Source organism: Amycolatopsis dendrobii, from assembly GCF_014145675.1.
In the GTDB taxonomy this organism is placed as follows: domain Bacteria; phylum Actinomycetota; class Actinomycetes; order Mycobacteriales; family Pseudonocardiaceae; genus Amycolatopsis; species Amycolatopsis dendrobii.
This window is the reverse complement of the sequence record NZ_JACGZW010000001.1, coordinates 221637-237193: the sequence shown is the minus strand read 5'-3', so window position 1 is coordinate 237193 and position 15557 is coordinate 221637. Positions and strand designations below refer to the sequence as shown.

Annotated in this window: 7 protein-coding genes and 1 pseudogene; 5 read left to right on the top strand and 3 right to left on the bottom strand. The window is 72.0% G+C overall.

From position 1 onward, the window contains the following. Positions 1-13 precede the first annotated feature (13 nt). Positions 14-1012 (top strand): hypothetical protein, encoded by a 999-nt coding sequence (locus H4281_RS01085; RefSeq protein ID WP_182888958.1) that lies wholly within the window; start codon positions 14-16, stop codon positions 1010-1012. Here the strand turns inward: H4281_RS01085 and H4281_RS01080 are convergent, their stop codons facing one another. Then, on the bottom strand, positions 1013-2182 hold the full coding sequence (locus H4281_RS01080; protein WP_182888957.1) for a PucR family transcriptional regulator: 1170 nt from the start codon (positions 2180-2182) through the stop codon (positions 1013-1015). An 80-nt stretch (positions 2183-2262) separates the two neighbouring features. On the opposite strand from H4281_RS01080, the gene H4281_RS01075 reads away from it, so the two are divergent. The 4 genes from H4281_RS01075 to H4281_RS01060 are packed head-to-tail and all read left to right on the top strand — an operon-like array spanning position 2263 to position 8171. After that, positions 2263-4311 (top strand): acetate--CoA ligase family protein, encoded by a 2049-nt coding sequence (locus H4281_RS01075; RefSeq protein ID WP_246411240.1) that lies wholly within the window; start codon positions 2263-2265, stop codon positions 4309-4311. After that, positions 4304-5623: an alkyl sulfatase dimerization domain-containing protein gene (locus tag H4281_RS01070; RefSeq protein ID WP_182888955.1), complete on the top strand. Its 1320-nt coding sequence runs from the start codon at positions 4304-4306 to the stop codon at positions 5621-5623. The genes H4281_RS01075 and H4281_RS01070 overlap by 8 nt, the downstream gene beginning before the upstream one ends. A 44-nt stretch (positions 5624-5667) precedes the next feature. Continuing rightward, on the top strand, positions 5668-6990 hold the full coding sequence (locus tag H4281_RS01065) for an MFS transporter (RefSeq protein ID WP_182888954.1): 1323 nt from the start codon (positions 5668-5670) through the stop codon (positions 6988-6990). Next, positions 6990-8171 (top strand): alkyl sulfatase dimerization domain-containing protein, encoded by a 1182-nt coding sequence (locus H4281_RS01060; protein ID WP_182888953.1) that lies wholly within the window; start codon positions 6990-6992, stop codon positions 8169-8171. Before H4281_RS01065 ends, H4281_RS01060 begins: the two co-directional genes overlap by 1 nt. Positions 8172-8497: 326 nt before the next feature. On the opposite strand, the gene H4281_RS01055 is transcribed toward H4281_RS01060, so the two are convergent. Continuing rightward, positions 8498-9706 carry a cytochrome P450 gene (locus tag H4281_RS01055; RefSeq protein ID WP_182888952.1) on the bottom strand — a complete coding sequence of 403 codons (1209 nt, stop codon included), beginning with the start codon at positions 9704-9706 and terminating at the stop codon, positions 8498-8500. Continuing rightward, a pseudogene (locus H4281_RS01050) lies at positions 9703-15411 on the bottom strand (SDR family NAD(P)-dependent oxidoreductase); the annotation flags it as partial. The pseudogene H4281_RS01050 and the gene H4281_RS01055, both read right to left, overlap by 4 nt. Positions 15412-15557 lie beyond the last annotated feature (146 nt).

The window sequence follows — 15557 nt, the reverse complement described above, 5'->3', positions numbered from 1 at the left end:
AGGGACTCCTGCCATGGCAGCCATCCGCACCATCGCGGCCGGTTTCCTCACCGGATCGGCGATCGGCGCGACACTGTGCTCGCTCGTCGTCGGGATCGTCCTCGAAAGCGTCCCGTTGTTCGTGACCGGGCTGGGAATTCCGCTCGGCTACGGCATTCTCGTCTGCCTCGGCGGCCTGCCGCGCCGCGCCCGCGAGAAGGCGGTCCCGCCGGCAATGGCGCTCGCGCGGATCGAAAGCCTGCGCGCCGGAGGCACCGAAACGGGCGATCTTCCGCTCAACCTCACCCTCACGGTCGCTCCGGACGGTGCGCCGTCCCATCGCGTGGAGGCGGTCCACACCGTCAACCTGGTGGACCTCCCGAACTTCCGCACCGGCGACGTCCTGGTGGTGAGCTACCGGCCGGCGCGGCCATGGAAGGTCCGGATCGTGTCCAGCCCGCCGCCGGAATGGCAACGGCGGGCGGCGAACGCGGTCATCGAACCCGCGGCCGAGTCCGCTTCGGTCCATCCGCCGCCGGAGGGCTGCGCCGCCGGTGCCTTCACGCTCCTCGGCCTGCTGCTCGGCGCGGGCGCCGTACTCGGGCTTTTCCGGGTCGAACTGTTCGCACCGGAACCCAGCGCCCCGGCGCAGCCGCCCGTGTCGTCCGCCGTGACCACTTCGGGTTCCGCGACAGTCGACGTCGGTCCCGAGCACTCATTGCTGGACGAGGGCGAACTGCGCCGCGCCATTGACGGGCTGGCCCGGAGCACGGACGTCTCGCAGACGCTCACCGCGGTCGTCCAGGAACACCGGCTGTCGGTCGTCTTCGCTCCGTCCGGCGTCCAGGTCCCGCGCTTCGACCTCCGCACCCTGCCCGTCGACGAGATCCCGCGCCTGGTCCGGAAAGCCTTGCAGACCCTCGACGTCGGAACGCCGCGAACCTGGCAGGTCACCGTCGGCCCACTGCCGTCGGCACGCACCGTCCGCGTCACGGTGACCGGCCCCCGCGGCAGCGCTTCCCTCGCCGGTTGATCACCCCGCCAGCCCGAGCGAAGCGCCGAGCAGCAAAAGTCCTTTGGCAGTACGCGGATCCGCGCCGGTCAGGTTGGCGATCCGGGAGAGGCGATTGTCCACTGTGTTCGGATGGACGTGCAGCTTCCGCGCGGTCTCGCGACGGTTGAAGTCGGTCTCGAAGTACGTCCGGAGCGTCGTCGTCAGATCAGGCTCGCCGCTCAGCCGCGCCGCCAGCGCGCGCAGCCGGGGAGTGGCCGCGCTGTCGTGGTTCAGCTGGTATTCGAAGAGGTGGTCGGTGAGCACCGCGACGGTGTCGGGGACCGAATTCAGCCGCAGCAGCCGCTCCGCTTCCGCTACCGCCGCCGGGATTTCCGGCAGCTCGGCCGCGTGGGCGAACCCGCCGGTGATCTCCACGCCCGTCGTCTGGTGCGCCCGCGGCACCGCCAGCCGGGCCTCGGCCAGTGCCGGCTCCGCACCGTCCGAAGCGGACGGAAGCAGCAGCAGACCGCCGTCCGGGTCCAAGGCCGCCAAGACGTCTCCGGACAGTTCGCGCCGCAGGTGCTGCAAGAGCGACCGCGCCTTCCGCTGCCCGGCCAGATGGCGGCCTACCGAGTCGCCGACGGAATCCGCCGGGTCCGCGGCGAACCGCAGCGCCAGCACGCCGTACGCCGGGGCGAGGCGGACGTCGGCCGGCTCCGGGACCGGCTCCCCCGCGGCCAGCCGCCGCACCAACGCCCGCGCGGCCTCGCGTTGTTCGTGGTCCGCGGTCTGGAATTCCTTCTGGTGCGCCTGCACCGCCGCGTTCGTCACCCGGTGCAGGCACCTCAGCAGCACCGCGGCCGTGTCGCTCGGCGGCGACCCGCCGGACAGGTCCTGGACCTCTGCCCACACTTCCTCGGCCGCCAGCAGGTACGCGTGCACGAACTCGCTGACCGGCAGCCCCTCCGCGCCTCGTTCCCGGCCGCGCTGGCGGAACAGCTCCAGCTCGTCCTCGCGCGGTTCGCTCCCCTCCCGCGCCGCACGCGCGAACAGCCGGCCGAACTCGCGGATGGTGTGCGCCATGTGCAGGTGCAGGTGCGCGGGCACCTCGCCGCGGTAATGCGGCGAGGTCGCCACGTAGCGGCGGATCGTCCGTTCGACGGCCTTCGGCAGCCGGTGCTCGAAGCTGCGCCACGACAGCTGTGACATGTCACAGCACGGTAGCCGAAAACCTGGGCAATGTGCGCTACCAGCTGGGCAGGCCAGCGGCGACAGTTGGGGTTGTGTCCATGACCGCGATCACAGGAGGTCCCGCACCGATGCGCTGCGAGCCGCTGTTCCGCCCGAAATCGGTCGCCGTGGTCGGCGTTTCCGCGACCACCGCGCTGTCCTGGGGACGGATCGCGCTGGACCGGCTGCTGCGCGGCGGCTTCGGCGGCCAGGTCTTCGCGGTCTCCCGCGGCCCGCTCGACCTGGCCGGCGTCCGCACGGTCGGGTCGCTCGCCGAGATCGGCTACGGCCCCGACCTCGTCGTCCTCGCGACCCCGGCGGAAACGGTCCCCGCGCTGGTCAGGGAGGCGCGCGAACTCGGTTCCGGAGCGGTCGTCGTCTTCGCGTCGGGCTTCGCCGAGGGCGGCAACACCGCGCTGGAGGACGAACTGCGCGAGGCCGCCGGAGACCTGCCGGTGCTCGGCCCGAACTGCCTGGGCGTGGTGAGCCATCCGGCCGGCGTGCAGCTGTCGACGACCGTTTTCCTCGACCGCGAGCGCGTGCCGCCGGGTCCGATCGCGATCGTCACGCAGAGCGGCGCGATCGGCTTCGTGCTCGCTGACCTGCTCGAACAGGCCGGGATCGGCTACTCCTACTACGCGAGCGTCGGGAACGAAGCCTGCCTGTCCGGCCACGAGATCGGCAGCGACCTGCTCGATCAGCCCGACGTCGAGGTGCTCGTGCTCTACCTCGAAGGCGTGCGCGACGCTGACGGTCTCCGCGCGCTCGGCCGGCAGGCGCGGGCTGCGGGCAAGACCGTGGTCGCGCTCGCGGTGGGCAGCAGTGCCGCCGGCCGGCAGGCCGCGCTGTCGCACACCGCGGCCGTCGCCGGCGATCATTTCCTGCTGGCCTCGCTGTGCCGTCAGGAAGGCATCCGCCTGGTCACCGACGACGATCAACTGGTGGACGCGGTGCTCTGCGCCCGCAAAGGCACGACGCTTCCTCCCGCACCGCGGCTCGCCGTCCTCACGATGTCCGGCGGCGCGGGCGGCATCCTCGCCGACAACTTGACCGCGCTCGGTGTGCGTATTCCGCCGCTGTCCGGCGCGACGCGCGCGAAACTCGCGGAGGCCGGCGGGGTCGAGGCGGCCGACGAGAACCCCGTCGACCTCGGCGGCAACATCGACCGCTGGCTCGACCGGGTCGGCGATCTGCTCGGCGCGCTCGACGAAGACCCGGAACTGGACGGCGTCGTGCTCTATCTGACGTTCGGCGACCGGTTCCGCGAGGCTTACCACCGGCTCGCCGCCGCTGCCGCCGCGACGCGGACGCCGACGTGGTTCATCTGGGCCTGCGCGCCGCCCGGCGAGCTGGCGAACGCCGGTCGCCCGGACACCGTGCTGCCCAGCATCGGTGCTCTCGTGCGACGGCTTCGAGTACTGGTCCCGGACCGGGTCCCCGAGCCCGCGAACCACGCCACGGCGGCTGACCGTCCAGTGCGGACTGAACTGCGGGCCGTTCCGCTGCTGGAAGACGCCGGCATCCCGCACGTGGACACCGTCGCCGGAATCGATCTCGCCGCCGCCGTCGCGCACAACGGCTGGCCAGAGCCGTATGTGGTCAAGGGCGACGCCGCCGACGTGCCGCACCGGGCCCGGGCCGGGCTCGTCCGCGTCGGCGTCACGGCGGCGGAACTGCCCGCGGTGCTGGACACGCTCCAAGCGCGGCTCGACCAGGTCTCCGCCGACCCGGACCGGACCCTCGTCGTGCAACCGCTGCTGCCGCACACCGCCGAACTCGCCCTCGGCGCGACGCGGGATCCGTTGTACGGCACCGCGATCGTCCTCGGCGCGGGCGGCGACCGTGCCGAGGACCCCGCCGCACCCCGCCGCGCGCTGCTGCTCCCGGCGACCCCGGAGCAGCGAGCCGAACTGGCCGCCTGGGCCGGCGACGTCCTCGCCGCTCCAGTCCCCGCCGTCGCCGCCGCGATCGACGGGCTCGTCCGCATCCTCGGCGACCATCCGGAATTCGCCGAAGCCGACCTCAACCCGCTCTGCGTCACCGGCGAGGACCTGGTCGCCGTCGACGCGCTGTTCACCGAAAACGTTCAGGAGGCATCCCGTGACTGACCTGCTCGACTACGCCGACAAGGTCTGGCGAGGCGAGGCCGACACCCGCGTCTACCACACCGGCACGCTGCGCAAGGACGGTCTGCACGAACTGGCCGAGGGCGTCTGGATGTGGCCGGCGTTCGGCAACGTCTTCCTTTTCCCCACCGCCGACGGCCTGTTCTGCTTCGACACCGGCGAACGCCGCACCGCCAAAGACCTTTTCGGCGCGACCCGCGCCCGCACCGACGCTCCGCTGCACACCGCCGTCTACTCGCACGGCCACATCGACCACGTCTTCGGCGTCGGCCCGTTCGATCTCGAAGCCGAGGAGCGCGGCTGGCGTCGCCCGTCCGTGCTGGCGCACGAAAACACGCCGCCGCGCTTCGAACGGTACGAGCGCACCCGCGGCTACAACACGGTGATCAACCAGCGGCAGTTCCAGTCGCCCGGATTCCGCTGGCCCGACCGGTACCGGCACCCCGACGTCACGTATCGCGACACCACGACGCTGCGGATCGGCGACCTCGACGTCCGGCTGAAGCACGCTCGCGGCGAGACGGACGACGCGACGATCGCGTGGCTGCCCGGCCGGAAGATCCTGTGCTGCGGCGACTTCTTCATCTGGTCCTCCCCCAACCCGGGCAACCCGCAGAAGGTCCAGCGGTATGCCGCCGAGTGGGCGCGGGCGCTGCGCTGGATGGCCGGGCTGGGCGCGGAACTGCTGCTGCCCGGGCACGGCGTGCCGATCGCCGGAGCCGACCGGATCCGGACCGCGCTGTCCGACACCGCCGAGTTCCTCGAAACCCTGCACGACCAGACCGTGGACGCGATGAACGCGGGAGCCACGCTCGACGAGGTGGTGCACGGCGTCACCGCGCCCGCCGAACTCCTGGCCAAGCCGTATCTCAAGCCGTCCTACGACGAGCCGGAATTCGTCGTCCGCAACGTCTGGCGGCTCTACGGCGGCTGGTACGACGGCAATCCGGCCAACCTCAAACCCGCGCGCCGCGCCGAACTGTCCCGCGAACTGGCCGACCTGTCCGGCGGCTCCGACCGGCTGGCCGCGCGGGCGCGGGAACTGCTCGCCGCGGGCGAACACCGGCTCGCCGGGCACTTCGCCCAGCTCGCCGCGGACGCGGCCCCGGACGACGAGACCGCGCACACCGCCCGCGCGGAAGTGTTCACCGCACTGGAAAAAGCCGCGACCTCGACGATGGCCAAGGGCGTTTACGCCTGGGCCGCCGCCGAATCCCAAGCCGCGCTCGACGGAACCGACCGCGCCGAGCAGTTGCGCACCCGCACCGCGGGCCGCACCCGCTGGGCCTTCTGACCCGCCACCCCGTCCGACAGCGACGTTGAAATGGGGACCCCACGATGAACGCTCCCGCCCTCCCCGCCGAAACCGCCTCCCCCGGGCGCACCCGCGGCACCAGCGCCCGCGGCTGGGTCGTCACCGGGCTGCTGCTGGTGTTCATGCTGATCAACTTCGCGGACAAGGCCGTGCTCGGCCTCGCCGCGAAACCGCTGATGCACGATCTCGGCCTGTCGCCCGAGGCGTACGGCCTGATCAGCAGCGGGTTCTACTTCCTGTTCAGCATCTCCGCGATCGTGGTCGGCTTCGTGTCGAACCGCGTGCCGGCGAAGTGGATCCTGCTGGTGCTGGGCGTCGTCTGGGCACTGACCCAGGCCCCGATGCTCGGCACCGTCGGGTTCGGCGCGGTGCTGGTCAGCCGGATCGTCCTCGGCGCGGCCGAGGGCCCGGCGAACCCGCTGGCCATGCACGCGGCGTACAAGTGGTTCCCCAACGAGAAACGCGGCCTGCCCAGCGCGTTGCTCAACGCCGGTTCCGGCATCGGCGTGGCGCTGGCGTCGCCGCTGCTGACCGCGCTGATCGTCGGCTACGGCTGGCGCTGGGCGTTCTTCGCGCTGCTCGTCGTCGGCCTGGTGTGGTCGTTGCTGTGGGCGGTCTTCGGACGGGAGGGCAAGGTCGCCGGGACCGCTTCGGTGCACGCGGCCGCGGTCAAGTCCGAGGCGGACGAACCGCGCGTGCCCTACCGGAAGATCCTGCTGAACGGCACCTGGCTCGGCGGGTTCCTGGCCGGATTCGCCGCGTACTGGGCGCTGGCGGTGCTGGTCGCGTGGGTGCCGCATTACCTCGAAACGGCCTTGCACTACAGCACGGTGACCACCGGGACGCTGGTCGCGCTGCCGTGGATCGCGTCGGTCGTGTTCAACCTCGCCCAGGGCGCGCTGAGCGACCGGCTGATGCGCCGCGGCGTGTCGAGCCGGGTGGCCCGCGGCGTGCTCGGCGGGATCGCGGTGCTGATCTCGGGTCTCGCGATGCTGCTGTTCCCGCACACCGGGGGCTGGTTCCAGATCGCGCTGCTGACCGTCGCGTTCAGCCTGGGCGGGGTCGTGTTCGCGCTCGGCGTCACGATGAACGCCGAGATCAGCCCGACCCGGCAGCGCGGGGCGGTGCTGTCGATCACCGTCGGCCTGGTCACCACCGCCGGACTGCTCGCTCCGTACCTGACCGGACGGCTGATCCAAGCCGCATCGTCGCCGTCCAGCGGCTTCACGCTCGCCTTCACCATCAGCGGCCTGCTGTCCATTGCGGGCGGGCTGCTGGCCGTGTTCTTCGTCAACCCCGACCGCACCGCGCGGCGGCTCGGGCTGCGCACCGAGGTGGTCCGCTGATGCCTTTCCAGGACACCGAAAACCCGCTCTACGGCAGCGGACAGATCACCGAGGTCGCACCGGGCGTCCGCTCGATCGGACTGCAGGGCAACAGCCTGGCGGTGGACACCGCGTCAGGGCTCGTCGTGGTCGACACCGGCCCCTCGCCGGACCTCGTCGCGCCGGTGCTGGACCAACTGGGCGAACCGGTGCGGTGGATCGTCTACAGCCACGGGCATCTCGGCTACAACTACGGCGTGCCCGGGTTCTTCGAGCACGCCGCCGCACACGGAGAACGCCGCCCGACCGTCGTGGCGCACGAAAACGTCGTCCGCCGCTACCAGCGGTACCTCGAGACGGCCGGGTTGCAGAACCACATCAACACCCGGCAGTTCCGCCGTCCGATGGCCGACCTGACAGCTCCCCCGCCGATCACCTTCCCCGACCAGACCTACCGGGAAGCGATGACGCTGGCCCCGGACGTCCGGCTCCTCTGGGCGCCCTCCGAAACCGACGACGTGACCGCGGTGTGGCTGCCGTCCCAGCGGGTTCTGTACGGCAGCGCGGCGGTGATCAACGGCATCCCCAACATCGGTACCCCCATGCGCACCATGCGCGACACCGTCCGCTGGGCCGACACCCTGGACCGGCTCGCGGCGCTGAACCCGGCCGTCCTGGTGCCGGAGTTCGGGCCGATGGTGCGCGAGGACCCGGTCCGCCAGCTCACCATGACCGCGGCCGCGCTCCGGTGGCTGCGCGGCGCGGTCGTGGACCAGCTCAACCGGGGGCGGCGAGTGGACGACATCGTGCACGATCTCCGGTACCCGGCCGAGTTGTTCGACGTGCCGTGGATGCGCGAGCACTACGGGCACCGCGAGTACATCGTTCGCGACATCGTCCGCTCGGAAACCGGCTGGTGGGACGGAAATCCGACGAGCCTGCACCCGTCCCGCCCGGACGTCGCGGCCGCTGCCCGGGCGGAGGCGATCACGGACAAGCAGGCAGTGCTCGACCATGCCGAGCGGCTGCGCACGGACGGGCGGGTGCAGGAGGCGTTGCATGTCATCGATTTGCTGGCGCTCGCACCCGGGGACGATCCGCTGGTGAAGCAGGCGCGGACGGTGAAGGAGGAACTGTGCGCGGTGCGGGCGGCGGAGGCCAGCAGTTACGTGTCGCGGAGTTTCTACCGCAGCGGGTGGTGACGCGTGACGCCTGCGCACCATCCGTCTCCCGACCGCTGCGATTAATTCTCTTTGCCGGATAGCTTTGCGGGCATGAGCCGGCTTTCGGGACGCCGCGATCTTGGTGCGCGCACGACAGACCCGGCTGCTGAGCGCCTGCTTTTCCAGCTGGGTTCCGGAGCGAACCGCACTCGCGTGGTTCACGGTGTGGCTCGTGCTCGTCCCCGCGGCTTTGATACTTCTCAGCTGGCTTGCCGGTCCGCGGGTGCCCGGAGCTCTCGCTGCCGCATGATCGGCCGCGTCCGGCGCGAGCGGGTTCGCCGGGAGAGTTCCCGGCGAACCCCCGGTCACCGCGCGGGCAACGCCGTTTTCCAGGCCAGCTCCAGCCGCTCCGGCCCCCGCTGCCGTCGCGCGGTCAGCCACGGCACCTCGGCCGCGAGCTCCAGGTCCGGGAACCGGGCCAGCAGCGTCCCCAGCGCGACCTGCAGTTCCAGCCGCGCCATCTGCGCGCCCAGGCAGTGATGCGGTCCGTGCCCGAAGCCGACGTGGTGGTTGCGCGTCCGCGCCAGGTTCAGCTCCTCCGGGCAGTCGAAGACCGTCGCGTCGCGGTTCGCGCCTTCCAGGTCGGCGAACACCGCCTCGCCCTCGCGGATCAGCTGGCCGCCGATCTCGACGTCCTCGCTGGCGATGTGCGCGAAACCCGCGCTCGCGCCCAGCGGGACGAACCGCAGCAACTCCTCGACCGCCGACGGCAGCAGGCCGGGGTCGGAACGCAGGCGGGCCAGCTGGTCCGGGTTGGCCAGCAGGGTGTAGAGCAAGTTGGAGATGTGGTTCGCGGTCGTCTCGTGGCCGACCGCCAGGATTCCGCCGGACAGGTCGATCAGCTCGCCCTCGGTCAGCCTGCCCTCGTCGTCCCTGGCCCGCACGAGCGCGCCGATCAGGTCGTCGGTGGGGGTTTCCCGGCGTTCGGCGACCAGCCCGGCGATGTAGCCCCACAGTTCGCGCTGCGCGGTCATGATCTCGGCGTGGTCCGAGCCTTCGCCGCTGAGCATCAGCATGGTGTCGGTCCACGTGTGGACCTTGTCGCGGTCCTCCTGCGGGACGCCGAGCAGCTCGCACAGCGCGGTGATCGGCAGCGGGATGGAGAACGACGACACCAGGTCCGCGGGCGGGCCCTGCTCGATCATCCGGTCGATCAGGCCGTCGGCGATCTCCTGGATCCGCGGGCGCAGCGTTTCCACCCGCTTCGGCGTGAACGCGGCCGCGACGAGCCTGCGCAGCCGGGAGTGCATCGGCGGGTCCATGGTGATGATCGAGCTTTCGCTCTCGATCGCCTCGGTCCCGCGCGGCGCGTCCTTGCCGACGGTCAGGCTGCGCATCAGCCTCCGGTCCACCAGCACGGCCCGCACGTCCTCGTACCGCGTCGCCAGCCACGCCTCGCCGCCGAACGGCAGCCGCACCCGGCTCATCCCCTGCTGCTCGCGCATCTCGGCGTACCGCGGGTCGACGGCCAGCGCCGACGGTTCGAACGGGTACGGGCACACTTCACTGGTCACGACGAACTCCCAAGTCCGGCAACGGTTTCCCCGATCGGTTCTGCCACGGATCCCAGCCACGCCCCGACGGCCGAGGCGGTGCTCTCCGCGTCCTCGGCGACGATGCTGAAATGGTTCCCCGGCACGGTTTCCACGCGGTCGGCCCGCGACCACGTCGTCTGCCACGCTGTCCCGGCGACGTCCCCGAAGCTGCGGGCGGAGCGCAGCAGCACAGTCGGGACGGTGGTGTCCGGCGGCCCCGCGCCGGCGAGAAGGCCGAGGTAGCGGCCCATGGCAGTCAGCTGCGCGCGGTCGAACCCGCCATCGTCCTGGCGGGTCAGCACTTCCCCGGCCATCGCGTGGACCGCGTTCTCGGCCGGGCCGCCGATTTCGTACGTGTCCAGCAGGCACAGCCCCTCCGGAGCACGACCGGTCCGCGCGAGTTCCGCTGCCACGGCTTCGGCCAGCAGCCCGCCGGACGAGTACCCGAGCAACGCGAACGGTTCGCCGTCCGCTGCCTCGCGGGCCTGGCCGGCGAGCGCTGCGACGAGCGTGGCCAAGTCGGCCGGAAGCGGCTCGTCCGCGGCGAAACCGGGCAAGGACAGCACCGAGAACCGCCGGTCGCCGCGGAACGGCGCGGCCAGCCGTCCATATTGGACAGCGCCGGTCATCGCGGCCGGTGAAGGCACGCACAGCAGCGCGGGACGCCGCGGTCCGTCGGCCAGCCGTACCGGCCGGGCTCCGGTGGCCGGATGCCGGAAGGACGGACGCAGGTTCGCCGCAGCTCCGAGCAGGGCGACGCCTTCCGGTACCCGGCCCGCCGCCACTGCCTCGGCGAAGAGCCCGGCGACCGGGTCCGCCTGCTTCGGAGCCGGCGTTTCCCCGGCAGTGTCCGAAAAGGACTCGTTCAGGAATCCGGCCAGGTCCGCGACGGTGGGATGGTCGAACACCAACGTCGCGCCGAGCGTCAGGCCGGTCAGCTCGGAGAGCCGGTTGCGCACCTGGACCGCGGTGAGCGAGTCGAACCCGAGGCCGGGCAGCGCGCGGCCGGGCTCGACGGTCTCGCCGTGGCCAAGCACTGCCGCTACCTGTGCGCCGACCAGTTCCGCCAACCGTTCCCGCCGCTCGGCTGGTGGAGTACGGAGTAGCCGAGCGGCGGCGGAACCCGCTGTGCGCCGGGGCGTCCGCACGTGGCCGCGCAGCAGCGACGGGACGTCGTCGCCACGCCACGTGTCGAGCCGCAGCGGAGCCAATACAGGGGCTGGGTCGGCGATGGCGGCGTCGAACAGGGCCAAGCCTGCTTCGGCGGTGAGGCCGCCAGTGCGTTCGTCGGAGTTCCACAGTCCCCAGGCCAGCGACTGTGCGGGCAGCCCAAGGTGGTGGCGATGCCGGGCGAGCGCGTCGAGGAACGCGTTCGCCGCCGCGTAGTTGGCCTGGCCCGGCGCGCCGAGGATCCCGGCGGCGGACGAGAACAGGACGAACTTGTGCACGTCCCCGGCGAGCTCGTGCAGGTGCCACGCGGCGGTGGCCTTGGCCTCGAACGCCGCGTCGACTTGGTCTGAGGTCAGCGACGTGAGCATCCCGTCGGCCAAAACGCCCGCTGCGTGCACGATCGCGGTGACCGGGTGCGCGGTCAGCAGCGCGGCGACGGCGGACCGGTCGGAGAGATCGCACACCGCCACCTCGGCGCGCGCGCCGAGTGCGGCCAGTCCGGCGGTGAGGTCGTCCCCGCCCCGGCCGGTCCGGCTCGCCAGCACCAGCTCCCGTACGCCGTGGTGGCGGACTAAGTGTTCGGCCGCCAATCGGCCGAGTTGCCCGGTCCCGCCGGTGATCAGCACCGGGCCCGGTCCCCATTCCGCGCTGTCGGTGGTTTCGACGGCGACCAGGCGCGGTGCCAGCGTTCGACCGCCGCGAACGACCATGGCCGGCTCGCGCGCGGCAGCGATCAAGTCGTCGGACGGCGGCTCGTCCGTGTCCAGGTGCACGATCCGGCCCGGGTGTTCGGTCTGCGCGGAACGGACCAGACCGGCGACTGCCGCACCGGCCAGGTCGACCGGTTCGCCAGGCAGTCCGGCCGCGTGGCGAGTGACGACCACGATCCGGCGCTCGTCCGCGAGCGCCGCGCGCAGCTCGGAGAGAATCCGGTGAAGTTCACGCTGTGCCGCGGCAGCGTCCGCACCAGGCGAAACGACCAAGGTGCGGGCGTCCTCCGCTCCCCCGTCCGGGAGCACGCACTCAGTCCACTCCGGACGGAGCAACGCCCCCGAACGGGGAGTACGCCGTATGCCGGTGACCGGGCGCAACGCCAGCGCGCCGATCGCGGCCACCGGATTGCCCGAGCAGTCCGCCAACGACAGCGAGACAGTGTTCTCGGCCAGCGGTTTCACCTGCACCCGAAGCTCCGAGCTGCCGGCCGACCACAGATCCGCCTCGGACCACGAGTACGGCAGGAGCGTCTCCGCCCCGGTCGACGGACCGAGACCGATCGCGTGCAGCGCCGCATCCGCGAGCCCGGGATGCAGGCCGAACGCCGCGGCGTCCAGCACCGCGGACTCCGGCAGGGAGACCTCGGCGAACACCTCGTCCCCGCGTCGCCAAGCGGTCTTCAGGCCCTGGAACAACGGCCCGTACTCGACGCCGCGCTCAGCGAGAAGCTCGTACATCCCGTCGAGATCGATCTCCTCGGCCCCGGACGGCGGCCAGGTCAGCACCGGGTCCGGTACTGGGCCAGCCGGGGCCAGCGCACCGTCGGCGTGGCGCACCCAGGGCGCGTCGCCGCTCTGCGCGTGGACGCTCACCGGACGCACCCCGGCTTCGTCAGCGTTACCGACGCGAACCTGAACCCGCACCCCGTCGGCGTCCAGCACCAACGGCGCGTGCACGGTCAGCTCGCGCACCCGGGCGCCACCGGCCTCTTCACCGGCGCGCAGAGCGAGTTCCAGGAACCCGGTGCCGGGGAACACCACCGAGCCGCCGACGACGTGTCCGGCGAGCCACGGCTGCGCGGCAGTCGAAATCCGGCCGTGGAGCAGGAATCCGTCGCCGTCGGCGAGCGGTACCGCGGCGCCGAGCAACGGATGCCCGGCGGCTTCGAGCCCGGTCGCGGACAGGTCTCCCGCTTCGTCCGAAGCCGACAGCCAGTAGCGTTCCCGCTGGAAGGGGTAGGTCGGCAGGTCGATCAGCTCCGCTGCGCGAGGTGCGAACACCGCCGCCCAGTCCAGGGCGACCCCGTCGGCGTGCAATTCCCCGATCGCCTCGGCGATCGCGACGTCCTCGGGCACGTCTCGGCGCAGCGCGGCTACGGCCAGCGGCGCGTCCGGCAGCAGCGCGGTCAACGGCCGATCCGCGCCGAGTTCGAAAAACCGGGTGACGCCTTGGCTCTCCAACGTGCGGATCGCGTCACCGAACCGGACTGTGCGGCGGATGTTGCGCACCCAGTAGTCGGCGTCGAAGGACTCGACCGGCTCGCCGGTCACCGTCGAGACGATCGGCACCGCGGGCTCGGCATAAGCGACGCGCGCCGCGATCGCGCGGAACGGCTCCAGCACCGGGTCCATCAGCCGCGAATGCGAACCGACCGACAGCGCCAGCCGCTTCGTGCGCCGCCCCTCGGCGGAGAACCGGGCGACGACGGCCAGCACCGCCGCTTCCTCCCCGGCGACGACGACCGCGCGCGGCCCGTTGACCACCGCGACGTCGACCTCTTCCCCGGCGAACTCCTCCGGATCCGCCTCGATCGCCGCCATCGCACCGCGCGGCCGAGCCTGCATCAGGGTGGCCCGTGCGACGACCAGCTCCGCCGCGTCCGCGAGGGACAGCACCCCCGCGCAATGCGCGACGGCCAGCTCGCCCCCGGAGTGTCCGCAAAGGACATCCGGCAGCAGCTGCCACGATTCGGCCAGCCGGAACAACGCGACCTCGATCGCGAACAACGCGGCCTGGCTGTACCGGAACTCCTCGAGCGCACCGCCGATCGCCTCCCGCAGCGGACGGTCGAGGTGCCGGTCGAGTTCCGCGCAAGCAGCGGCATACGCGGCCGCGAACACCGGGTGCGCGGCGGCCAGTTCCTCGCCCATGCCCGTCCGCTGCGAACCCCCGCCGGAGAACAGGAACGCCAACGGCCCTTCGCCGCGCGCCATCCGCGCGGGCGGATCGTCCAGCGCGGTCAGCAGCTCGTCCCGGTCGCGCGCGACGACCACCGTGCGATGCTCCAGATGCGTGCGCCCGGTCGCGAGCGTCCGGCCCACATCGGCCAGCCGGAGGCCGGGTTCCGCGCGCAGCCGCTCGGCCAGCCGTTCCGCCTGCGCGCGCAACGCCACCGGATCGTGCCCGCTGAGCACCACCGGCACCGCTGCCCGATCGTCCGCCGCACTTTCCGCGGCAGGCGGGGCTTCCTCCACGACGACGTGCGCGTTCGTCCCGCTCAACCCGAAACTCGAGACCGCACCCCGCCGCGGGCGGGACCCGCGCGGCCACGGCGTCGCCTCGGTCAGCAGCTCGACCTCGCCGGCCGACCACTCGATCCGGCTGCTGGGCGCGTCGACGTGCAAAGTCCTCGGCAGCAGTTCGTGCCGCAACGCGAGCCCCAGCTTCAACAGCCCAGCGACGCCGGACGCGGCCTGCGTGTGCCCGAGGTTGGACTTCAACGACCCGAGCCGCAACGGTTCCCCGTCGCCGCGGTCCGCGCCATAAGTGGCCAGAATCGCTTGCGCCTCAATGGGATCGCCGAGCGGCGTCGCCGTCCCGTGCGCCTCCACGACGTCGACCTGCGCCGCGGACAACCGGGCCGACGCCAATGCCTGCCGGATCACGCGACGCTGCGCCGGACCGTTCGGCGCGGTGATGCCGTTCGACGCCCCGTCGGAGTTGACCGCACTGCCCCGCAGCACCGCCAGGATCGGCCGGCCGGACCGGCGCGCGTCGGAAAGCCGTTGCAGCACCAGCGTTACGCAGCCCTCGGACCACGCCGTTCCGTCGGCGGATTCGGCGAAACTCCGGCACCGCGCGCCGCGGGACAACGTGCCGTCCTTGCTGAACTCGACGAACGTGCGCGGCGTGGACATCACCGTCGCTCCGCCCGCGAGCGCGAGTTCGCACTCCCCCGCGCGCAGCGCCTGTGCTGCCAGATGCACCGTGACCAGCGACGACGAGCACGCGGTGTCCACAGTGATCGCCGGCCCCTGCAATCCGAAGGTGTAGGCCACCCGGCCGGACACCATTCCCGACGCGGCGAAGCTGCCCGGATAATCGTGGTACATCACGCCGGTGAACACGCCGGTCCGGCTGCCGCCCAGCGACCGCGGCGGGATCCCGGCGCGCTCCAGCGATTCCCAGCCGGTTTCCAGCAGGAGGCGGAGCTGCGGGTCCATCAGGAGCGCGTCGCGCGGGCTGATCCCGAACAGCCCGGCGTCGAATTCCCCCGCCCCGGCCAGAAACCCGCCTTCCCGCACGGAAATCGAGCCCGGCCGGACGCCTTCGGGGTCGTAGAGCCGCTCGACGTCCCAGCCGCGGTCTTCCGGGAACCCGCCGATCGCGTCGCCGCCCTCGGCGAGGAGCCGCCACAGCTGCTCCGGCGTCTCGATCCCGCCCGGCAGCCGGCATCCCGCGCCGACGATCGCGACCGGTTCCCCGCCCGCGGCGGCGCCGAGCAGCCGCCGGTTTTCGTCTTTGAGCCGATGATTCTCCTTCAGCGACGTACGCAATGCGGCGACCAGGTTGCGTTCGGACTCGCTCAACGGCCCCCCAGGGCTAGAAGTGCGGCGTGACCCGGCCGACGTTACGCACCGGCAAGATCCCTGCCACCCCCTAATACCGCCGGGGAAGTCCGGTAAGCGGTCGAATGCCGGGGTTGGGGCGGTGCCTTTCCCTGCCG

What these genes read in the sequence shown, in the direction of transcription:
- H4281_RS01085 (WP_182888958.1), top strand. Translation starts at nt 14, where the DNA reads ATGGCAGCCATCCGCACCATCGCGGCCGGTTTCCTCACCGGATCGGCG.
- H4281_RS01080 (WP_182888957.1), bottom strand. Translation starts at nt 2,182, where the DNA reads ATGTCACAGCTGTCGTGGCGCAGCTTCGAGCACCGGCTGCCGAAGGCC.
- H4281_RS01075 (WP_246411240.1), top strand. Translation starts at nt 2,263, where the DNA reads ATGACCGCGATCACAGGAGGTCCCGCACCGATGCGCTGCGAGCCGCTG.
- H4281_RS01065 (WP_182888954.1), top strand. Translation starts at nt 5,668, where the DNA reads ATGAACGCTCCCGCCCTCCCCGCCGAAACCGCCTCCCCCGGGCGCACC.
- H4281_RS01060 (WP_182888953.1), top strand. Translation starts at nt 6,990, where the DNA reads ATGCCTTTCCAGGACACCGAAAACCCGCTCTACGGCAGCGGACAGATC.